The sequence below is a fragment of the Collinsella sp. AM29-10AC genome, from assembly GCF_003469085.1.
Lineage (GTDB): Bacteria > Actinomycetota > Coriobacteriia > Coriobacteriales > Coriobacteriaceae > Collinsella.
This window is the reverse complement of sequence record NZ_QSKB01000029.1, coordinates 13,841-34,041: the sequence shown is the minus strand read 5'-3', so window position 1 is coordinate 34,041 and position 20,201 is coordinate 13,841. Positions and strand designations below refer to the sequence as shown.

26 protein-coding genes and 1 pseudogene are annotated in these 20,201 nt (G+C 60.7%); 1 reads left to right on the top strand and 26 read right to left on the bottom strand.

The genetic code is table 11. From position 1 onward, the window contains the following. Positions 1-150: 150 nt before the first annotated feature. The 25 genes and pseudogenes from rplX to DW754_RS09145 all read right to left on the bottom strand — a co-directional run bounded on the left by rplX (position 151) and on the right by DW754_RS09145 (position 18,789). The gene (gene rplX / locus DW754_RS09265) at positions 151-456 is read right to left on the bottom strand and encodes a 50S ribosomal protein L24 (protein ID WP_006235043.1); all 306 of its coding nucleotides are present in this window, start codon (positions 454-456) and stop codon (positions 151-153) included. A gap of 13 nt (positions 457-469) precedes the next feature. Then, complete coding sequence (rplN, locus tag DW754_RS09260; protein WP_006235041.1) at positions 470-838, bottom strand: 50S ribosomal protein L14; 369 nt, start codon at positions 836-838, stop codon at positions 470-472. Positions 839-956: 118 nt separating this feature from the next. Further along, positions 957-1,217 carry a 30S ribosomal protein S17 gene (gene rpsQ, locus DW754_RS09255; protein WP_006235040.1) on the bottom strand — a complete coding sequence of 87 codons (261 nt, stop codon included), beginning with the start codon at positions 1,215-1,217 and terminating at the stop codon, positions 957-959. 16 nt (positions 1,218-1,233) lie between these two features. Then, positions 1,234-1,449 carry a 50S ribosomal protein L29 gene (gene rpmC / locus DW754_RS09250; protein WP_006235039.1) on the bottom strand — a complete coding sequence of 72 codons (216 nt, stop codon included), beginning with the start codon at positions 1,447-1,449 and terminating at the stop codon, positions 1,234-1,236. 107 nt (positions 1,450-1,556) lie between these two features. Continuing rightward, positions 1,557-1,952: pseudogene (gene rplP, locus DW754_RS09245) on the bottom strand (50S ribosomal protein L16); the annotation flags it as partial. Beyond that, positions 1,952-2,662 (bottom strand): 30S ribosomal protein S3, encoded by a 711-nt coding sequence (rpsC, locus tag DW754_RS09240; protein ID WP_006235037.1) that lies wholly within the window; start codon positions 2,660-2,662, stop codon positions 1,952-1,954. The pseudogene rplP and the gene rpsC, both read right to left, overlap by 1 nt. A gap of 6 nt (positions 2,663-2,668) precedes the next feature. Further along, on the bottom strand, positions 2,669-3,040 hold the full coding sequence (gene rplV / locus DW754_RS09235; protein ID WP_006235036.1) for a 50S ribosomal protein L22: 372 nt from the start codon (positions 3,038-3,040) through the stop codon (positions 2,669-2,671). A gap of 14 nt (positions 3,041-3,054) precedes the next feature. Next, entirely contained in the window at positions 3,055-3,315 is a 261-nt protein-coding gene (gene rpsS, locus DW754_RS09230; protein ID WP_006235035.1) for a 30S ribosomal protein S19, read from the bottom strand. Positions 3,316-3,347: 32 nt separating this feature from the next. Next, positions 3,348-4,178 carry a 50S ribosomal protein L2 gene (gene rplB / locus DW754_RS09225; RefSeq protein ID WP_055250219.1) on the bottom strand — a complete coding sequence of 277 codons (831 nt, stop codon included), beginning with the start codon at positions 4,176-4,178 and terminating at the stop codon, positions 3,348-3,350. 179 nt (positions 4,179-4,357) lie between these two features. Further along, on the bottom strand, positions 4,358-4,645 hold the full coding sequence (gene rplW, locus DW754_RS09220; protein ID WP_022094197.1) for a 50S ribosomal protein L23: 288 nt from the start codon (positions 4,643-4,645) through the stop codon (positions 4,358-4,360). After that, positions 4,646-5,272: a 50S ribosomal protein L4 gene (gene rplD / locus DW754_RS09215; protein ID WP_006235032.1), complete on the bottom strand. Its 627-nt coding sequence runs from the start codon at positions 5,270-5,272 to the stop codon at positions 4,646-4,648. Positions 5,273-5,318: 46 nt separating this feature from the next. Then, positions 5,319-5,939 carry a 50S ribosomal protein L3 gene (gene rplC, locus DW754_RS09210; protein WP_089572481.1) on the bottom strand — a complete coding sequence of 207 codons (621 nt, stop codon included), beginning with the start codon at positions 5,937-5,939 and terminating at the stop codon, positions 5,319-5,321. A 449-nt stretch (positions 5,940-6,388) separates the two neighbouring features. Then, complete coding sequence (locus DW754_RS09205; protein ID WP_117759520.1) at positions 6,389-7,015, bottom strand: histidine phosphatase family protein; 627 nt, start codon at positions 7,013-7,015, stop codon at positions 6,389-6,391. Positions 7,016-7,054: 39 nt separating this feature from the next. Further along, positions 7,055-8,209 carry a cation diffusion facilitator family transporter gene (locus DW754_RS09200; protein WP_117759518.1) on the bottom strand — a complete coding sequence of 385 codons (1,155 nt, stop codon included), beginning with the start codon at positions 8,207-8,209 and terminating at the stop codon, positions 7,055-7,057. Positions 8,210-8,359: 150 nt separating this feature from the next. Then, a complete protein-coding gene (locus tag DW754_RS09195; protein WP_117759516.1) occupies positions 8,360-9,574 on the bottom strand; it encodes a PTS transporter subunit EIIC in 1,215 nt (404 codons plus the stop codon). A 40-nt stretch (positions 9,575-9,614) separates the two neighbouring features. Further along, positions 9,615-11,339: an acetyl-CoA carboxylase, carboxyltransferase subunit beta gene (accD, locus tag DW754_RS09190; RefSeq protein WP_117759514.1), complete on the bottom strand. Its 1,725-nt coding sequence runs from the start codon at positions 11,337-11,339 to the stop codon at positions 9,615-9,617. Then, positions 11,326-12,669 carry an acetyl/propionyl/methylcrotonyl-CoA carboxylase subunit alpha gene (locus DW754_RS09185; protein ID WP_117759512.1) on the bottom strand — a complete coding sequence of 448 codons (1,344 nt, stop codon included), beginning with the start codon at positions 12,667-12,669 and terminating at the stop codon, positions 11,326-11,328. The genes accD and DW754_RS09185 overlap by 14 nt, the downstream gene beginning before the upstream one ends. Before the next feature lie 10 nt (positions 12,670-12,679). After that, positions 12,680-13,102: a 3-hydroxyacyl-ACP dehydratase FabZ gene (gene fabZ, locus DW754_RS09180; RefSeq protein ID WP_006235025.1), complete on the bottom strand. Its 423-nt coding sequence runs from the start codon at positions 13,100-13,102 to the stop codon at positions 12,680-12,682. A 9-nt stretch (positions 13,103-13,111) separates the two neighbouring features. After that, positions 13,112-13,585 (bottom strand): acetyl-CoA carboxylase biotin carboxyl carrier protein, encoded by a 474-nt coding sequence (gene accB, locus DW754_RS09175; protein ID WP_117759510.1) that lies wholly within the window; start codon positions 13,583-13,585, stop codon positions 13,112-13,114. Positions 13,586-13,588: 3 nt separating this feature from the next. Next, on the bottom strand, positions 13,589-14,836 hold the full coding sequence (gene fabF, locus DW754_RS09170; RefSeq protein ID WP_117759508.1) for a beta-ketoacyl-ACP synthase II: 1,248 nt from the start codon (positions 14,834-14,836) through the stop codon (positions 13,589-13,591). Positions 14,837-14,875: 39 nt separating this feature from the next. Then, a complete protein-coding gene (gene fabG, locus DW754_RS09165) occupies positions 14,876-15,649 on the bottom strand; it encodes a 3-oxoacyl-[acyl-carrier-protein] reductase (RefSeq protein WP_117759506.1) in 774 nt (257 codons plus the stop codon). A 30-nt stretch (positions 15,650-15,679) separates the two neighbouring features. Further along, the gene (locus tag DW754_RS09160) at positions 15,680-16,606 is read right to left on the bottom strand and encodes an ACP S-malonyltransferase (protein ID WP_117759504.1); all 927 of its coding nucleotides are present in this window, start codon (positions 16,604-16,606) and stop codon (positions 15,680-15,682) included. After that, entirely contained in the window at positions 16,594-17,538 is a 945-nt protein-coding gene (fabK, locus tag DW754_RS09155) for an enoyl-[acyl-carrier-protein] reductase FabK (protein ID WP_117759502.1), read from the bottom strand. The genes DW754_RS09160 and fabK overlap by 13 nt, the downstream gene beginning before the upstream one ends. A 2-nt stretch (positions 17,539-17,540) precedes the next feature. Beyond that, on the bottom strand, positions 17,541-17,777 hold the full coding sequence (locus DW754_RS09150) for an acyl carrier protein (protein ID WP_117759500.1): 237 nt from the start codon (positions 17,775-17,777) through the stop codon (positions 17,541-17,543). 52 nt (positions 17,778-17,829) lie between these two features. After that, positions 17,830-18,789, bottom strand: coding sequence for a 3-oxoacyl-ACP synthase III family protein (locus tag DW754_RS09145; RefSeq protein WP_117759498.1), 960 nt, complete (start codon positions 18,787-18,789; stop codon positions 17,830-17,832). A 176-nt stretch (positions 18,790-18,965) separates the two neighbouring features. Between DW754_RS09145 and DW754_RS09140 the strand changes: the two genes are divergently transcribed. Beyond that, positions 18,966-19,742, top strand: a complete 777-nt coding sequence (locus DW754_RS09140; protein WP_158561646.1) for a biotin--[acetyl-CoA-carboxylase] ligase — start codon at positions 18,966-18,968, stop codon at positions 19,740-19,742. A gap of 116 nt (positions 19,743-19,858) precedes the next feature. On the opposite strand, the gene rpsJ is transcribed toward DW754_RS09140, so the two are convergent. Next, positions 19,859-20,167 carry a 30S ribosomal protein S10 gene (rpsJ, locus tag DW754_RS09135; RefSeq protein WP_022094184.1) on the bottom strand — a complete coding sequence of 103 codons (309 nt, stop codon included), beginning with the start codon at positions 20,165-20,167 and terminating at the stop codon, positions 19,859-19,861. Positions 20,168-20,201 lie beyond the last annotated feature (34 nt).

Here is a 20,201-nt window from a genome sequence, read left to right as displayed (position 1 = left end):
TCCTAGTGTTCGCTTCTAATAAAGAAGGCCAAGATTCGGGACGCAGTTCAAATTAAGTCTGTCCCCAATGAGTGCAATGAGTAGGGATAGAAAAAGGCCCGGGTGCCGTGGCATCCGGGCCTTTGCTAGCAACTTGATGTTGCGGGCAGCTTAGAACTTGTGACCGCACTTCTTGCAGACGCGCAGCTTGTTCTTGCCGTCCTTCTCGTGACCGACGCGGGTAACCTTACCGCACTCGGGGCAGACGAGATTGACGTTGGAGGCGTCGATGGGAGCCTCCTGCGAAACGATGCCGCCCTGCTGGTTGGCAGCGTTGGGCTTGACGGCCTTCTTGACGACCGAAACGCCCTCGACAACGACCTTGTTCTCGGCGGGGAGAGCACGCAGGACAACGCCCTGCTTGCCGCGATCCTTACCAGAGAGAACCTGGACCTTATCGCCCTTCTTGATATACATATATCTCCCCTAACTACAGGGTCTCGGGAGCGAGCGAGACGATCTTCATGTACTTCTTGTCACGAAGCTCGCGAGCGACGGGCCCGAAGATACGGGTGCCGACGGGCGAACCATCGTTGTTGATGACAACGCAGGCGTTCTCATCAAAGCGAATGTAGGAGCCATCCTTGCGGCGGATCTCCTTAACGGTGCGAACGACGACGCAACGGACAACGTCCTTCTTCTTGACGTTGGCGCCAGGGGTAGCCTCCTGGACAGCACCGATGAACACATCGCCGATGCCTGCATAACGACGCTTGGAACCGCCAAGCACCTTGATGCAGCGAATCTTGCGAGCGCCGGAGTTGTCGGCGACGTTCAGCATGGTTTGCATCTGAATCATGGTAGATGTTCCTCCGAACTAAGAACCGAAGAGAGGTGCGCAGCCTTTATACGGCCTGTGGTATGCAAGCCAGGCATACGCACATCTTCGGAAACGTACAAGTCGTAAGAGCGACTGCTTATTTAGCGCGCTCGACGACCTCGATGAGGCGCCAACGCTTCATCTTGGACATAGGACGGGTCTCCATAACGCGGACGGTGTCGCCCACGCCAGCCGTGCACTCCTCGTCGTGAGCGTGCAGCTTCTTGGAGCTGGTCATCATCTTGCCGTACTTGGGGTGACGCTTGCGCTCGGTGATGGTGACAACAATGGTCTTGGCACCGGAGACGGAGGTAACGACACCCGTACGGACCTTACGCGAGTTACGCGAATCAGTCATGTTCTCTCCTTAGGTCCTACTCGGCGACAGCGGACTTCTCCGCTGCGATCTCGCGGGCGCGCTGCTCCGTGAGGACGCGAGCGATGTCCTTCTTCACGGTGTTGACGCGAGCGGTGTTGTCCAGCTGGCTGGTGGCCATCTGGAAACGAAGGTTAAAGAGCTCGGCGCGCATTTCCTTCAGCTTCTCAACGAGCTGAGCGTCCGAGAGCTCACGAATCTCTGCGGGCTTCATTAGTTCTCCTCCTTGGCGGCGGCGGCGTCCTCAGCAGCCCACTTGGCCTCGAGAGCGGCCTCCTCAGCCATCTCCTTCTCGATGCGCTGCTCAGCGTTCTTGGCAGCAACAATCTTGGTCTTGATGGGAAGCTTGTGCTGTGCAAGACGCAGAGCCTCGCGAGCGACCTCCTCGGGCACGCCCTTGACCTCGAACATGATGCGGCCGGGCTTGACGACGGCCACCCACTCCTCGGGGTTACCCTTACCAGAACCCATGCGAGTCTCGGCAGGCTTCTTGGTGATGGGCTTATCGGGGAAGATCGTGATGTAGACACGACCGCCACGCTTCATGTAGCGGGTCATGGCAATACGAGCGGCCTCGATCTGACGGTTGGTGATCCAATGGGCCTCGAGAGCCTGGATACCAAACTCGCCGAAATGCAGCTCGGTATTACCCTTGGCCTGGCCCTTCATGGAGCCACGCTGCACCTTGCGGTGAAGAATACGCTTAGGGGCAAGCACTACTGACCCCTCCTCTCGGAGTTACGACGACGAGGACGGGAAGAGCCCTCGAGTGCAGGGTTGGGAACAGGCTGGCCCGGGAGCTTCTCGCCCAGGTAGATCCAGACCTTCACGCCGCAAGCGCCCATGGTGGTGCTGGCGACAGCCGTGCCGTAGTCGATCTTGGCACGGAGGGTGTGCAGAGGCACGCGACCCTCGCGGTACCACTCACGACGGCCCATCTCGGCACCGCCGAGACGACCGGAGCACTGGATACGGATGCCCTTAGCGCCGGCCTTGCGGGCAGACTGGACAGCCTTGCGCATGGCGCGACGGAAGGCAACGCGGCCCTCGAGCTGCTCGGCGATAGACTGAGCAACGAGATTGGCGTCGAGCTCGGGGCGCTTGATCTCGACAACGTCGACGGAGAGCTGGCCCTTGGAGACGCCAGCGACCTTCTCGAGCTCGGTGCGGAGGGTATCGATCTCGGCACCCTTCTTACCGATGACAACGCCGGGGCGAGCGGTGAGGATGATGACCTTCACCTTGTCGCCAGCGCGCTCGATCTCGACGCGGGAGACAGCTGCGCGGGAAAGACGCTTCTCGAGGTACTTGCGGATCTCGAGATCGTTACCGAGGGTCTTAGCGTAATCCTTCTCTGCGAACCAGCGGGAGCGCCAGTTCTCGGTGATGCCAAGACGGAAGCCGGTGGGGTAGACTTTCTGACCCATACAGCTTTACGCCTCCTTTCGAGGAGCAACGACGACGGTGATGTGGGAAGTACGCTTCAGAATGCGAGAAGCGGAACCCTTGGCGCGGGGACGGATGCGCTTAAGCGTCGGACCCTCGTCAACATAGGCAGCGGCGACAACCAGGTTGTCGGCACGCAGACCGTTGTTGTTCTCGGCGTTCGCAACGGCGGAACGGAGAACCTTCTCGACATCCACGGCGACGGCGCGGTCGCAGAAGTGGAGGATGTCGAAGGCCTGAGCGACAGGCTTGCGGCGGATCAGATCGACCACCAGGCGGGCCTTGCTGGGGGAAACACGCACGTACTTAGCGACGGCGCGAACCTCGGTGGCCTCAGTTTCAATAGACTTAGTTGCCATTTACGGTTAACCCCCTATTTGGCCTTGTGGCCACGGAACGTACGAGTCGGCGCGAACTCGCCGAGCTTGTGACCAACCATGGACTCGGTAACATACACGGGCACATGCTTGCGGCCGTCGTGGACGGCGATGGTGTGACCAACCATCTCGGGGAAGATGGTGGACGCGCGGGACCAGGTCTTCACGACGTCCTTCTTGCCAGCCTCGTTCATCGCGGTGATACGCGAGAGAAGGCGAGTCTCCACGAACGGGCCCTTTTTGAGACTTCTGCTCATAAGTGCTTTCTCCTAAAACTCGGTATCCGAAATTACTTCTTACGGCGACGAATGATGTGCTGGTTCGAGACCTTCTTCTTCTTGCGCGTACGAAGGCCCTTCGTCGGCTTACCCCAGGGGGTAACAGAGGGACGACCAGAGGTGTGGTTCTTGCCCTCGCCACCGCCGTGCGGATGGTCGACAGGGTTCATGACGGTACCGCGGACGGTCGGGCGCACGTTCATGTGACGCTTACGGCCGGCCTTGCCGATGACGATGTTGGCGTGGTCGGCGTTGCCGACCTCACCGACGGTGGCGCGGCAGGTAACGAGGATGCGGCGCATCTCGGAGGAAGGCATACGGACGATAGCGTACTTGCCCTCCTTACCCATCAGCTGGCAGGAGTTACCGGCGGAACGGGCGATAGCAGCGCCCTTGCCCGGCTGGAACTCGACGGCGTGGATGAGCGTACCGACGGGGATGTCGGCGAGGGGCAGAGCGTTGCCCGGCTTGATGTCGGCGTCAGAACCGGACATGATGGTCTGACCGACCTCGAGGCCCTTGGGGGCCAGGATGTAGCGCTTCTCACCGTCAGCGTAGTGCAGCAGAGCAATGCGAGCGGAACGGTTCGGATCGTACTCGATCGTGGCAACCTTGGCGGGCACGCCGTCCTTGTTGCGCTTGAAGTCGATCACGCGGTAACGACGCTTCACGCCGCCGCCCTGGTGGCGGGTGGTGATGCGGCCGTTGTTGTTACGACCGGCCTTCTTGGGCAGGGGCTCGAGAAGAGACTTCTCGGGCTTGGTGCAGGTGATCTCGGAGAAGTCGGAGATCGTCTGCCAACGCCTACCAGCGGAGGTCGGCTTAAGGTGCTTTACAGCCATTACAATCCCTTTCAATAGGAATCCGTTAGCCATCGCAGACAGGGATTCGAGGTTCTGCCTCGGGTGCGATGACACCGGACGTATACACGGTTCCGGGCGTGTCCATTTTATACGCCCAAAACCTTGAGCTCTCGCCTCCCCTATTTGGGAGGCATGAGCTCACTCAACAGCAGCGAGTCTTAGGCCTGGTTGCCAAAGACCTCGATGGTGTCGCCCTCGGCCAGCGTGACGATGGCCTTCTTCCAAGAACGGGTCTTGCCGGCGACATAGCGCACGCGCTTGGTCTTGGGCTTGACCGTCAGGGTGTTCACGCGAACGACCTTGACGCCGAAGATCTCCTCGACAGCGTCCTTGATCTGATACTTGTTAGCATCCTTGGCGACCTCGAACGTGTACTTGTTCAGCTCCATGCCGGAGAAGGAACGCTCGGACACGATCGGACGGATGATGATCTCGTGGGCGGTCATTTATGCAAGCACCTCCCCGAAGTGAGCGGCGATGTCGGCGGGCATCAGCACAGCGTTGTTGTTGACGAGATCGTAGGTGTTGGCCTCGTCGGCAGTGATGATGAACGTCTTGGGAATGTTGCGGAACGACAGGTAGGCGTTGACGTCCTCATCGCGAACGATGATGGTCAGACGCTTGCCCTCAAGGCCGAGAGCCTTGAGCATGGCGACGGCAGCCTTGGTGGAAGGCTTCTCGAAGCCGTAGTCGTCGACGAGCACGAGCTCGCCATCGGCCAGCTTGGCGGACAGCGCGGAGCGCATAGCCAGCTTGACCTCCTTGTTGTTCATACGCTTAGCGTAGGAACGGGGCTTGGGGGCGAAGACAACGCCACCGTGACGCCACTGGGCAGCACGGATGGAACCCTGGCGGGCACGGCCGGTGCCCTTCTGACGCCAAGGCTTCTTGCCGCCACCGGAAACCTCAGAGCGACCCTTAGCAGACTGGGTGCCCTGACGCCAAGAGGCCATCTGGCACTTGACGATGTGGTGCATAACGTGGATGTTCGGCTCGATGCCGTACACCTCAGCGGCGAGCTCGGCCTCGGCGACCTTCTTGCCCTCGCTGTTCTTTACTTCAAACTTTGCCATTTAAGTGTTCTCCTTGGTATGACGCTGGGCTAAATGGGCTGGGCCCTTAGGCCATACGGATGGCGACGAGACCATTCTTGGCACCCGGGACAGCGCCCTTGACCAAGATGAGGTTCTGCTCGGCATCGATGCGGACAACGGAAAGGTTCTTGACGGTAACACGCTCGTTACCCATGTGACCGGCCATCTTGACGCCCTTGAGGACGCGCGCAGGATAGGCGCACTGACCGATAGAACCGGGGTGACGCTGGAAGTGAGAACCATGCGTCATAGGACCGCGGCGCTGACCCCAGCGCTTGATGCGACCCTGGAAGCCCTTACCCTTGGAGGTACCGATGACGTCGACCTTCTCGACATCAGCGAAATCAGCGACGGTGACGACCTCGCCGACCTTGTGCTCCTCGCCGTTCTCGACGCGGACCTCACGAAGGAAACGGACAGGCTCGACGCCAGCCTTGGCGAAGTGACCAGCCATGGGCTTGTTCACGTTCTTGGCCTTGATGTCGCCGAAACCGATCTGGACGGCGTCATAGCCGTCGGTTGCCTGAGTTTTAACCTGCGAGACAGCGCAGGGGCCAGCCTGGATGACCGTGACGGGAACGACGTTATCGTTCTCGTCCCAAACCTGGGTCATGCCAATCTTGCGGCCGAGAATCATGCTGATCAAGATATGATCCCAACTCTCGCGTGGTCTTGGGACAATGCGTACACCACCGAGCGTACGCCCCTAGAGGACCACTACTTACACGACGTGCTCCCCAGCCTTGTATTTCGCCCGGACTACCTGACAACCCTATTAAGCAGGCATTTTGTCCAGCCAGAATACTCCCCTGGTTACACACAGCTGTTTAGTATACACGGCTGCGGGCGTATCCATCGAGATTCATATTTCACTCACATTGTTTACGCAGGTAAAGTGCGTGGATGGCTCCCGAGCACGGCGGAGGGCCGGAGAAATATATTAAGGTCCCTGCTCTACAGTCCTGCGCAAGACGGAGAGCACATTAAGTGCTCTCCTTTGCGTGCGGAACTCGCGATGACCTTAATATATTTCTCCGGCCCTCCGCCGTGCTCGGGAGACGACACGTTGATGTCTGCTTAACTCTGCTCGCTCAGCTAATTACTTTGTTGAGGATCGATGATTTGCTGCAAGATAAACTTGGATTGGGGCGCGTCGCCTTCTTCTCCCGACTTTTCCTCTTCGAAATCGAAAATCATGATGGCGCAATTGGGGAGTTTTGCTGGGAGATCGAAGCCCTCTGGGGCTGCAGCCTTGATGAATTGGCGGCTGGCACTGCCGTGGCTTACTGCTAGGAGGGTTTCGATGCCCTCGGCGCCCATGAGATTGGTGAGGGTGCCTACCATGCGCTCCTGCAGTGCGCGGCTTCCTTCTCCTCCGAAGGGGACCAGGTCCTCGCCCGGGTCCCAGACATCGGTGGGCAGGGCGTCGTGGGGGCCTTCTTCGAAGGTACCGTAGCTGCGCTCGATGATGCCTTCGCAGGGCTCGACCGCTGTGTCCGGGCCGAGGAGTTCAATTGCGACGAGACTTGCCGTGTCCATGGCTCGGCCTAAGGGCGAAGAGACCACTTTGTCGGGAACGACGCCGTGGTCCTTGAGCCACGCGGCTGCCATTCCCGCTTGTTTGCGGCCCAGGACGGTCAACGGAGAATCACAGCGGCCCTGGACCAGCTTTTTGACGTTGAACTCAGTTTGACCGTGGCGGAGTAGATATAGCTTCTTCATGCTCTCCCCTTCTGCATCAGTTGCTTTACCGGCGCAGCCCTACTCGTGGGTATGGTCTACGTAGTCTTCGTCGATCGTAATCTTGGCAATCGACTTGGGATATTCGGATTCGACACGTTTCGCCAACGCGCGCTTTAGGTCCTCGGCGCTCATCGCCAAATCCGAGGGACGTACGCAGTCAAAGATCACGTTAGTATGCGTGGGACCCGGAACACAGCGCAGGTCGTGAATCGAAAGGCGGCTATCGATCTCTTGAACCATAGCGTTGATGCGCAGACGCATGCTCGCCACTTTGGGGTCGTCGGTCACGATGGGATCGTAATGGAGCGTGACGATCATTCCGTCTTCGTTTCTAAACGACTGCTCGATGTTATCGAGCGTGTCGTGACTTTCCAGCGGGCTGGCCTCGGCTGCCATCTCGGCGTGAGCGCTTGCGAACTTCCTGCCCGGGCCGTAGTCGTGAACCATCAGATCGTGGACGCCCAAAACGCCGGGGTAGCTCATGATCTTGTCTCGAATGTGCTTAACCAGCTTAGGATCGGGCGCCTGGCCCAAAAGCGGGCTCACCGTATCCTGGATGAGTTCAAAGCCGCTCCAGCCAATATAGGCGCCAACGGCAAGGCCGACCCATGCATCAAGATTGATGTGCGTCACCTGCGAAACAATTGCGCACGCCAGCACAGCACCCGTGGCTAGGACATCGTTCTTTGAGTCCTGAGCGGTCGCATGCAGCGTCTCGGACTCAATACGATCGCCGAGCTTTTGGTTGAGGGCCGCCATCCACAGCTTAACGACCATCGAAAGCGCAAGGACTGCCACCAGGGCAAGCGAGAACTCGACAGGTTCGGGGTGGATGATGCGCTCCACCGAGGACTTTACCAGTTCGAGGCCAATGAGCAGCACGAGCGCCGCCACGACTAGACCCGAGAGGTACTCGTAGCGACCGTGGCCGTAAGGATGCTCGGGGTCGGCCGGCTTGGTCGCCAGCTTAAAGCCCAGCACGCTCACGATATTCGAGCTGGCATCGGACAGGTTGTTCATGGCATCTGCCACGATCGAAACCGAACCCGACAGCACGCCAATTGCACCCTTCGCAGCGCATAGTGCCACATTGGCGAGAATACACACCATGCCCGTCAACGTACCCACGCGTGCACGGTCGCCCTGCGCACGCTTAACAATCCACTCGACCATCTATATCCGCCCCCACGGTACTACCTATATATCTATTGCTCAAACGGATTGTAGTGTAGCCACTTTGCCCCACAGATACAAAAAGGCCGCAACCCACACGGGCCACGACCTTGGAACATGACAAAGGAATCGTCCTTTTGTCGCACAGGTTTATACGCTTGCTTCAGCAGCGCTCGCCACTGTTTCGGGCGAATCGACTTCGTCTTCTGCCGCCCGCCCCCTCGCCGACACCACGCCAAAGCAGTAGCTCAGCGCCGCAGACACCGCAAATGCCACACCGCCGGCAGCGCAGCACCACAGCAGGTTCGAGATACCGCCCGTGGCAAAGCCAATGACCATGAGGACATTCGTCATGCCGATGGTATAGGCCGTAACGTGGCCCACGGCCGCAACAAGGCCTCCGACGGCGCCGCCGATGGCCATGCACGTCAGGCACCTGCCATATTTGAAGCCGCAACCGTACAGCGCCGGCTCGCTTACGCCGCCAAGAACGCCCGAGATTGAATAGCCCAGCATGAGCGCCTTCTCGTCCTTATCCGCAACGCGGAGCGACGCGCCAAAGGGCATGCCCCAAACGGCGAACGTTGCCATCGTCGCGGCGATCAGGATGCACGAATCCGTTCCCACACTCATAAACTGCGCATAGGCGAGCGATAGGACAACGTTGCTGACGCCCGCGATCTTAAGAAACTCCCAGCCCGCGGCAAGCCCCATGAGCGTGAGCAGCGACACGATGCCACCGGAATTGCCAAGCATAAACATAAGCTGGCCCAACAGCATGCCCAGATAGCTGCCCGCCGGCGCCGTAATACACAGCGAAACCGGAACCATAACGAGCATGGTTGCAAACGGAACGAACGAAAACGCCACGGCCTGAGGGATAACGCGCCGAAAGAAACACTCCACTCGCCATAGCACGGGCACCGAGATGAGAACCGGGATAACAGTTGTCGTGTAATCGTTGACCGGCGCGGGAAGCAGGCCATACACGGAAGTCATCGATGCCCCCGTCGTCGATGCGGCATCGACGAGCTTAAGCAGATCGGGCGCAATCAATACGCCGCCCAGCATCATGCCCAGCTGCTCCGAGCAACCGAGCTGGCGGGCAGCCGCCCAACCAAGATAAATGGGCAAAAAGTAGTAGCCGGCGTTATAGAGCCAACTGTAGAACAGGCGATAGATTTCGGAATCGGCAGACCACAGGCCCAGCATGCCTTCGCCCATAATGACGGCGACGGTACGGAACAACGCCGCGCAGACAATAAACGGCAGCGCCGACATCATGCTTTTGGACAGATAGTCCACCACGGCCATGGCGTTTGATGAGACCGTCGTTGTAAACGAGGTGTTAGAAACTTGTGACATGGAACGCCTTTCCCAATGTGACATACAGACCTTTCCTTTGTCACATCGTGTGGTACTGACCGATTGTGCGGTACTTTTCGTAGCGGAGGTTTGTGAGGGTCATGTCATCGAGCCGCCCAAGCGTATCGAAGGCATCAAATGCCGAGGACATGACGGAACCGGCGATCTCCTCATGCGACAGGCCCCTATCGTCAATAATGCCGTCGATAATGCCGAGCGCCAACAGATCGGGAGCCGTGAGCTTCAGCGCCTCGGCGGCCTCATTCGCGCGCTCGGTATCCTTCCACAGGATCGACGCACAGGCCTCGGGGCTCACGACCGAATAGGCCGAGCTCGAGAGCATCAGGATGCGGTCGGCCACGGACAGCGCCAGCGCGCCACCGGAGCCGCCCTCGCCTGTCACCACCGAGACAATCGGCGTCTTAAGACCGCTCATCTCCATGAGATTCTGGGCAATCGCCTCGCCCTGGCCGCGCTCCTCGGCACCGATGCCGCAAAACGCGCCCGAAGTATCGACCAGGCACAGAACCGGTCGACCAAACTTTTCGGCTTGGCGCATAAGGCGCCGCGCCTTGCGGTAGCCCTCGGGATGCGCCATGCCAAAGTTGCGGCGCATACGCTCTTTGGTCGTGGTACCGCGCTCGATGGCGATGACCGTTACGGGGCGTCCGTCTTTCCAACCAATGCCGGCCACCACAGCGGCGTCGTCGCCAAAGTAACGGTCGCCGTGCAGCTCCACAAATCCATCCAGGCCCAGCGAGATCATCTCGCCTGCCGTGACGCGATCTGCCGAGCGGGTCTGCCTGACAATCTCGAACGCGGTTTTTGGTGCCGACGAGCGCTTGAACAAGTGTCCCAGCTTTTTGCCGCGGCGACCCGTATGCACGATTTCATGCGGTGCCCCCAGGCCGGGCGCGTGCCCTTCGTGCAGTGCCAGCAGCTCGCCTATCGTGAGCGCAATCTCGCCACGCGGAACAACGGCATCGCAAAAGCCGTGCTCCAGCAAAAACTCGGAGCGCTGGAATCCCTTGGGCAGGCGCTTGTGCATGTTCTGCTCGATCACGCGCGGGCCGGCAAATGCCGTCAGGGCATCGGGCTCGGCCAGGATAATGTCGCCCTCCATGGCAAAGCTCGCGGTTACGCCTCCGGTCGTGGGGTCGGTGAGCACCGTGATATACAGACCGCCCGCCTCGCTGTGGCGCCTAACCGCCGCAGAAATCTTGGCCATCTGCATCAGCGATGTCACGCCCTCTTGCATGCGCGCGCCGCCCGAAACGGTAAAGCCGACAACTGGCAATCCCAGCTCGGTCGCACGCTCAAATGTACGACAGATCTTCTCGCCCACCACGGAACCCATCGAGCCCATCATAAAGTTGGCGTCCATAAAGAAGAGTGCCGTATCGCAACCGCAGATTTTGCCCCTGCCGCACACAACGGCATCGCGCTCACCCGAACGCTCGACCGTGCCCTTGAGCTTATCGGCATAGCCGGGAAACGAGAGGAAGTCCTCCGACGCCAGATTGGCATCCCATTCCTCAAACGTGCCCTCGTCGACCGTCATGCGCATGCGCGCGCGACCGCTCACGCGAAAGTGTTTGCCGCAACGGGGGCACACCTCGAGGTTGTCGTGCAGGCGTGCCTCATCGATCACACGGCGGCACTCCGGACACTTGATAAACACGTGGCGCGCGGGAAACTCGGCGCACGACTCGGTCATCGGCCCCTCAAGAACATTGACCGCCTTCGCTTTTCTATTCATCAGCATAGAGATGCCCCATCAGATCGGTGTGGTACATGCCCGACAAGAACTCGTCGTTTGCCAGCACGTCGAGCTGAAGCTCGCTATTTTCGCTCACGCCCTCAATCACGAGCTCGCCCAGGGCCGAGCGCATCTTGCGAATGGCACCGTCACGCGTGGGCGCGCACACGATGAGCTTGCCGAGCATGGAGTCGTAGTACGGCGGAACGTTCGCTCCGGTAAACATGGCCGAATCCCAGCGCACGCGCGGACCACCCGGCACACGCAACGCGGTGACCGTTCCGCATGACGGCAGAAAGTCCGGCGTTTCGGCATTGATGCGGCACTCCATGGCGTGGTTGCGCACCGGCATGTCCTCCTGCTCAAAGGGCAGAGGCTGGCCGGCTGCCACGCGCAGCTGCCACTTGACCAAGTCGGTATCGGTCACAAACTCCGTGACCGGATGCTCAACCTGCAGGCGCGTGTTCATTTCCATAAAGTAGAAATTACCGTCATCTGAGTACAAAAACTCAATGGTGCCGGCACCCTCATAGCCGACGGCACGAGCCAGGTCGCGCGCGGCCTTGTGCATGCGCGCGCGAATATCATCGCGTCCGTCGAGGCACGGCGCGGGGCTCTCCTCGATCAGCTTTTGGTTGCGGCGCTGCACCGAGCACTCGCGCTCGCCGAGCGAAAACACATGGCCCTGCTTATCGGCCATAATCTGCACCTCAACGTGATGCGCCGGCGCGACGAACTTCTCCATGTAGCACTCGCCGTCGCCAAAAACGGCCTCGCCCTCGGCACGCGCCTCGATGAACGCCTTTGCCGCATCTTCCACGCGCTCGACCTTGCGAATACCGCGGCCGCCTCCACCCGCACGCGCCTTAATAAGCACGGGGCAGCCAATGCGCTCAGCCTCGGCCGTTGCCTCCTCGGGACTTTTGAGCAAATCGCAGCCCGGCACGATAGGCACGCCCGCCGCGGCGGCCGTTCGGCGTGCAGCGTCCTTGTCGCCCATGCTGTCGATCACCTCGGCCGAAGGACCGACAAACGCCAGACCGAACTTGTCGCAGTCGCGCACGAAGCTCGCCTTCTCGGAAAAGAAGCCATAGCCGGGATGGATCGCCTTTGCCCCCGACTTTACGGCACAGGTGAGCACGGCATCGTCGTTGAGGTAGCTCTCGGCAAGACGCGGGCCGCCGATGCAATACGCCTCGTCGGCAAGCTGCACGTGTAGCGCGTCCGCATCGGCCGTGGAATAAACGGCGACGGTCTTGATGCCCATATCGCGGCACGCGCGGATAACACGGACCGCGACTTCGCCGCGGTTGGCGATGAGCACTTTGTCGAACATGGAGCCTTCCTTAACTTTCGTGCATGAGTGCAAAAGACATATCGGCGCGGCAGCAAACCTCACCGTTGACGCTCGCAGTACCCGTCGCAAAGCGGAACGGCCCGCGCGCACGCGTGATGGAGCACACTAGATCCACCGTGTCGCCCGGGCGCACCGGACGCTTAAAGCGCACCTTGTCCAGACTCGTGTAGAACGGCGTCGCGCCGCGCGCCTCCTCATCGCCCATCAGCAGCACGCAGCAGTTCTGGGCGAGCATCTCGCACTGAATCACGCCGGGAACGACCGGGTTTCCCGGAAAATGTCCCTGCAAAAAGTACTCGTCGCCTGTAATCGTGATCTTGCCGTGGGCCTCGTCGCCCACCAGCTCGGCTTCGTCGAGCAAAAGCATCGGCTCGCGATGCGGTAACAGTTCTTTAAGCTCTTCTTTGTTCATGGATATCACCTATCCGATCCTCATAAGGCAACTGCCGAACTCCACGAGGTCGCCGTCGGCCACGCAGATCTCGAGCACCTCACCGTCTGCCTCGGCCGTCACCTCGTTGAGGACCTTCATGGCCTCGATGATGCAGAGGGTCTCGCCGGCCTTGACCTTGGAGCCCACGTGCACAAACGGCTCGTCGCCCGGCGCCGGGGCAGCATAGAAAACGCCGACCATGGGAGCGGTCACCTCGGTGCCCTTAGGCTCCGGCGCGGCGGCAGGTGTCTGCGCGGCGGGTTCCGGTGCGGCAGGCGCGACTGCGGGAGCTGCAACTGGAGCGGCCATGGCACTCGGCATAGGCATGGGCACGGCAACCGGCTGCGCCGCACTCGCGCGCTCGAGCTCGACCGCGGTGCCATCGGGCTCCTCAACACGCACGCGCGTGAGGCCGCGGTCCTCCATAACATCGGCTATCTCGGCAAGTCTTTTGGAATCCATGCTCTAGCTCCTCGTATATCTACGCAGCGCGATGGCGGCGTTGTGCCCGCCAAAGCCCAGGTTGGTCGAAAGCGCCCAGGTAAGGTCGGCGCGAACCGCTCGATTAGGCGTGTAGTCAAGATCGCAGGCGGGATCGGGCGTGTGGTAGTTAATGGTCGGGGGCACCACGCCCTGCTCGAGCGCCATGGCACAGGCCATGACCTCGATGGCACCCGTAGCACCGATCATGTGGCCGGTCATCGACTTGGTCGACGAGACGTGCGCCGCGCGCGCCGCGTCCTCGCCGAGCGCACGCTTAATGCCCGCCGTCTCGGACGAATCGTTGAGTTTAGTCGAGGTGCCGTGAGCGTTGATGTAGAGGCCCTCGGAAGGCTTAACGTCGCCCTCGGCCACCGCCAGCGATATCGCACGGGCAATGCCGGCAGCCTCGGGATCGGGGCTCGTGATGTGATAGGCATCATCGGTGTTGCCGTAGCCCACGACCTCGGCGTAAATGTGCGCACCGCGCGCCTGCGCATGTTCCATGCTCTCGAGCACGAGCACGCAGGCGCCCTCGCCCATCACAAAGCCGTCGCGGTCTGCATCGAACGGACGACAAGCCGTCGCAGGATCGGGATTGGTAGTGAGTGCACGGCAGGACGTAAAGCCCGCAACGGCATCGGGGATGATGGCCGCCTCGGCACCGCCGGCGAGAATCGCATCGGCATAGCCATGCTTGATGGCGCGGAACGCCTCGCCCACGGCATGAGCCGAGGTCGCGCACGCGGTCACCACGGGCAGGGTCGGGCCTTTTGCCTTGTGGCGGATCGCGATATTGCCCGAAGCCATATTGGGAATCATCATCGCAATCATGTAAGGCGATGCGCGGCGGGGCCCACGGTCGGCAATCGTATGGACGTTGTCGACAAGCGTCTGCATGCCGCCCACGCCTGAACCCACGTAGACGCCCAGGCGCTCGCGATCGATGGCGCCTTCGACATCAAAGCCCGCATCGTGCATGGCCTCGTCCGACGCCGCCAGTGCAAACTGAACGCAGGGGTCTAAGTGCTTGGCATCGTGCTTGCCAAAGTAGTCGTTGCCGTCAAAGCCCTTGACCTCGGCCGCCACCTTGACGGCAAACGCATCCGTATCGAAGTGCGTAATCGGGCCGATGCCACAGGTCCCGGCACACATGGCCGCCCAGGTGGCAAGCGCGGTGTTGCCAAGCGGCGACACGGCACCGATGCCGGTGATTGCAACTCTCTGTTCCATCATGCTCTCCTCATTCAAGCCGTTCTTCGGCCCTGGTTTCTACATCGCCATTCCGCCGTCGACGCGCACGACCTCACCCGTAATGTAGGCAGCCGCATCACTCGCCAAAAAGCGCACCACGCCGGCCACTTCCTCGGGGCGTGCCATGCGCTTAAGGGGAATCTGTTCCTCGGTTGCCGCACGCACCTTCTCCGAGAGCTTTGCCGTCATATCTGTTTCGACAAACCCGGGAGCGACCGCATTAACCCTCACGCCGCGGGGCGCAAGCTCGCGTGCCACCGCCTTGGTAAGCCCTATCACGCCCGCCTTGGAGGCAGCGTAGTTGGCTTGCCCGGCATTGCCCATTAGGCCCACGACCGAGCTCATGTTGATGACGCAACCGCCGCGCTGACGCATAAAGGTCTTGGTGAGCGCGCGCGTCGTGTTGAATGTGCCCTTGAGATTGACATCGAGCACGCGGTCGAAGGCATCGTCGCCCATACGCATGAGCAGGCCATCGCGGGTGATGCCGGCGTTGTTGACAAGCGCCCAAATGGAGCCAAAGTCGTTGAGGACCGTCTCCACGCACGCGTTGACGGCATCGGGCTCGGCCACGTCACATTGATATGCGCGCGCCGTGGCGCCAGCCGCCTCGCAGGCTTCGCACGTCTCACGCGCCGCATCGACGCTTCCGGCATAGATGACGGCGATATCAAAGCCGTCCTCCGCCAGGCCCACGGCACAAGCGCGACCGATACCGCGCGAGGCGCCCGTGACCAGCGCCACGCGACGCGAGTCGATGCGCTCGAGCGCGCCGTTGTTCAAGTTGCCCATGTCATTCCTTTCGGGTTACAGCCCTATGGGCTATGCGAGCTCGTTGGCAATAGCTGCGACCTGTTCTGCCGTTTCGCACGAATACACGCGAACGTCGCTCAACGTACGCTTGACCAAGCCGGACAGCGTTTTGCCAGGGCCGACCTCAATAAACGTATCGATGCCTTGATCCTGCAGAGCATGCAGCGTGTCGACCCAGCGCACGGCATGACTCACCTGGTTGGCAAGCATCTCCGCTGCCGCCTGCGGGTCGGCCGGATAGGGCGCCGCTGTCATATTTGCCATAACAGGAATGAGCAGCGGGGACGGCGCGTGACCGGCCTCGATATATGCAGCAAGGCCACAGGTCGCCTCGGCCATATAGGGGCTATGGAATGCACCCGACACCGCGACCTTCATGGCGCGACCGCCAGCCTCTTTCACTAGAACGTCGAGCTCCTGCAGCGCCTCGGGCGCTCCGGCCACAACCGTCTGCTGGGGGCTGTTGTAGTTGACCGGCCAGCAGTCCTCGCCGGCCTGTTTTGCCAAGCCCTCGACCTGCGCCGCATCGAGTTTGATGACGGCGCGCATGCCACCGGGGTGACGCTCGGCCGCCGTGGCCATCAATGCCGCGCGCTCACATACGAGCTCAAAACCCGCTCGCGTATCGAATGCCCCCGCAAAGGTGAGTGCAGCGACCTCGCCCAGCGAGAATCCCGCACAGGCGGCAGGCACCACGCCGCGCTCGCGCAGGGCGACGGCGACAGCCAAGTCGTGCACGAACACGCAAGGCTGCGTGCTCTCGGTCTGCGAGAGCTCCTCCTTGGAGGCGCTCCGGCACTGCTCGCTGGTCCCCGGGCGCACCTCGTCGGCAATGGCGAACACCTCGGCAGCCGCCGGCGATGCTTCGATGAGGTCGACGCCCATCGCGGGGTGCTGGGCACCCTGACCGGCAAACAGAAACGCTACGCTACCCATGCGGACGCACCCTTCAGGACATGCTCGGCGCCGCCGACCAGATCGTCGACGATTTCGCGAGCGCTCTGGCGCTCGTTGACCATGCCGGCAATCTGTCCGCACAAATACGAACCCTCTTCGTAATTACCGTCCTTTGCCGCCTTGCGAAGCGCACCCGTGCCCATGGCCCCGAGCTCCTCGGGACTTGCGCCCGCCGCCTCGTTCTTGGCATACGCGTTGGTGAAGGGGCTCTTGAGGGCACGAACCGGATGTCCCGTCGAGCGACCGGTCGCGCGCGTCGACGTGTCGCCTGCCTTGAGCACCAGCTCTTTGTACTGTTCGGATACGGTGCACTCGTTTGCGACCAGAAAGCGTGTTCCCACCTGGACGCCGGCAGCGCCGAGCATAAAGGCGGCCGCCACACCGCGGCCATCGGCGATACCGCCAGCCGCGACCACGGGAATATCGACCGCATCGACAACCTGCGGCACCAGTGCCATCGTCGAGGTCTCGCCAATATGGCCGCCTGATTCGGTACCCTCGGCAACCACGGCAGTGGCTCCGCGACGCGCCACGAGACGCGCCAGCGCCACCGAAGCCACGACGGGAATAACCTTGATGCCCGCATCGCCCCAGGCCTTCATGTACTTGGTGGGATTGCCGGCGCCGGTCACCACAACGGGCACCTGCTCATCAATCACCACTTGTGCGACCTCGTCGACAAACGGGCTCATGAGCATAACGTTGACGCCAAAGGGCTTATCCGTCTTGGCGCGCAGCTCGTGAATCTGATCGCGCAGCCAGTTTGCGTCGGCATTCATGGCCGCGATAATCCCTAAGCCGCCTGCCTCGGACACGGCAGATGCCAGCGAGGCGTCGGCAATCCAGGCCATGCCACCCTGGAACACGGGTTTTTCGATGCCGAGCAGATCGCAGAGAGGAGACTTGAGCATCACTACTTCTCCAATGCCGCCTCGACCGTATCGACGAACTCGCCGACCGTCTTGGGATTCTCCTCGGTATCGAGCTCAATGCCAAACTCGTCCTCGACGGCGACGAGGATTTCGACAGTGCCAAGGCTGTCGAGACCAATCTCCTCGAGCGTTGACTCGGGCCTCATCTCGACGTCGTCAAGGCCAGCCGTCTCGCGGATAACGTCGCAAACGCGCTCGAAGGTCTTCTGATCTGCCATGGTAGTTCTCCTTTGTTTGTGCCCTAGGGGCGGTTTTATTTCCTATGTGCGACTACTTCCAACGAAGCAGATAGCCACCTATATCCAGGCCGGCGCCAAATCCAACGAGGGCGATGGTGTCGCCCACATTCAGTGCGTCGGTGCGTGCCAGTCGGTCAAGCGCAAAGGGAATGCAGGCGCTCGAAATGTTGCCGGTCTCCCGCAGCGTTCGAACCATGAGCTCGTCTGGCACGCCGAGGCGCTTGACCGCCTGACTCAGGATTCGTTCGTTAGCCTGATGGAATACAAAATGATCGATGTCTTCGACCGAAATGCCCGCATCGCTCGCAAGCTTATGGACCGTGTCGCAGATGGCGTTGACGCCGAACTTGAACACGCGGCGGCCATTCATGGACAGCACGCTCTCGCTATCTGCGGAGGCCTTAAACGGCGAGGTACCGACCAGACCGGGAACGCGCAACGTCTCGACGTCGGGCGCCGTCGAAAGCTCAACGGCAAGGGGGTTGTCTCCCCCAGCCCCAATCACTGCGGCGCCTGCCCCATCGCCAAAGAGCACGCACGTGGCACGGTCGGTCCAATCGAGCGCGCGCGTCATCTGCTCGGCGGCAACGACCAGCACGTGCTCGGCGCGACCGCGGGCGATGTAGCCCTCGGCGACATCGAGCGCAAATACGAAGCCGGCACAAGCCGCCGAGACATCGAAGGCAGGGCACGTCGCGCCTAGTCGCTCAGCAACGGCACACGCCTCAGCGGGAACAAGGTGATCACCTGTCGTCGTCGAGCAGACGATCAGATCCAGCTGGCTCGCGTCGATTCCGGACACCCGGAGTGCCCGCTCGCTCGCCGCTACGGCAAGGTCGTCAAGTGACTCGGTGGTGCAGACGTGGCGGCTCTTGATACCTGTGCGGGTAAAAATCCACTCATCCGAGGTATCGAGGAACTCGGACAGCTCGTCATTGGAAACACTGCGCTCAGGAAGCGCCGAGCCTGTTCCAAGAATCGTGAAACCCATCACTAACCTCCTTTGAGTTGTTGACGTGTTTACATCGACCAAGAGAGGATAGCGCAATTTTGTCGTTGTTGACGTGTTAACATTAAATTGTCCAAATGCGACAAAGGCTTCACATTGTGTCTATCTCTCGAGACCATTGCGTTATTCACTTATTCATTAAGGAGGTGGCAGCCATAATGGATGCCAAATTAACGATAGTCGACGTAACCGGATCGACCAACGATGACCTGCTCGAAGCAGGAAAACAGGGAGCGCCGCACGGCACGGGACTTGCCGCCCAGGCTCAGACGGCAGGACGCGGCCGGCGCGGCCACAAGTGGGATTCAACCGCCGGCAACCTATTGCTTTCGATTGTCCTGCGTCCATGCGTTAATCCTGCGAAGTACTCTGGTCTTGCCGCCGTCAGCGGCCTAGCGGTGCTCGAGGCGCTCGAAAAACAGGGTCTTGCAAACGAAATTGGCCTCAAATGGCCCAACGACCTGGTCGCGCGTGAACGCAAACTCGGCGGCATTCTGGTCGAGGCCGCACGCGATAACGAAGGCAAACCTTTCGCCGTATGCGGCATTGGCGTCAATGTGAACTATGCGCCCCAAGAGGTGCCCGATGGCGGCCTGGCGGCAATTGGCCTCTCGGACCTTAACGAGAACGTTCCTGCCGTCGACATGCTCCTCGATGAGGTCTATCACGCAGTTATAGACGCTGTAGATGCCTGGGCAGAGCGCCTCAACGCCAAGGAAAAAGACGCCGGTCCGATCGCGCCCGTCCACGACGAATATATCGCTCACCTCAATTGGATTAGGAAGCACGTTATCGCCCGCTCACCCGCTGGAGACGAGCTGGCACGCGGCATCTTTAAAACCGTCGATGCCTTTGGTCGCGCGTGCATCGAAACAGAAGACGGCTTGCGATCCTTCCATTTTGAGGAGGCGTCATTGCGCCCCTTGAGTGAGTAGGTCGCCACAGCCAGCCGTTCGGCAGCCTTATCCGGCGATCCAAACCCATCATGCCAAACAAAAGAGCCCCGCTGCCGTAATGACAGCGGGGCTCTGTAAGCTATGAGCGATATCGCTTAGAGCTTGATGTCGATGTCGACGCCAGCGGGGAGGTCGAGACGCATGAGCGAATCAACGGTGCCCGAGGTGGGGTCAAGGATGTCGATGAGGCGCTTGTGGGTGCGCATCTCGAACTGCTCACGGGAGTCCTTGTTCACGTGCGGCGAGCGGATGACCGTGTACAGGTTGCGCTCGGTGGGCAGGGGGACAGGACCGGAAACGCGAGCGCCGGTCTTCTGAGCGGTCTCGACGATGAGCTTCGCGGACTGATCGACGACCTCGTGATCATAGCCCTTGAGGCGAATGCGGATCTTCTGGGTAGCCAACTTAAACCTCCAAAGAGTGCGAGAGATGTTCTCG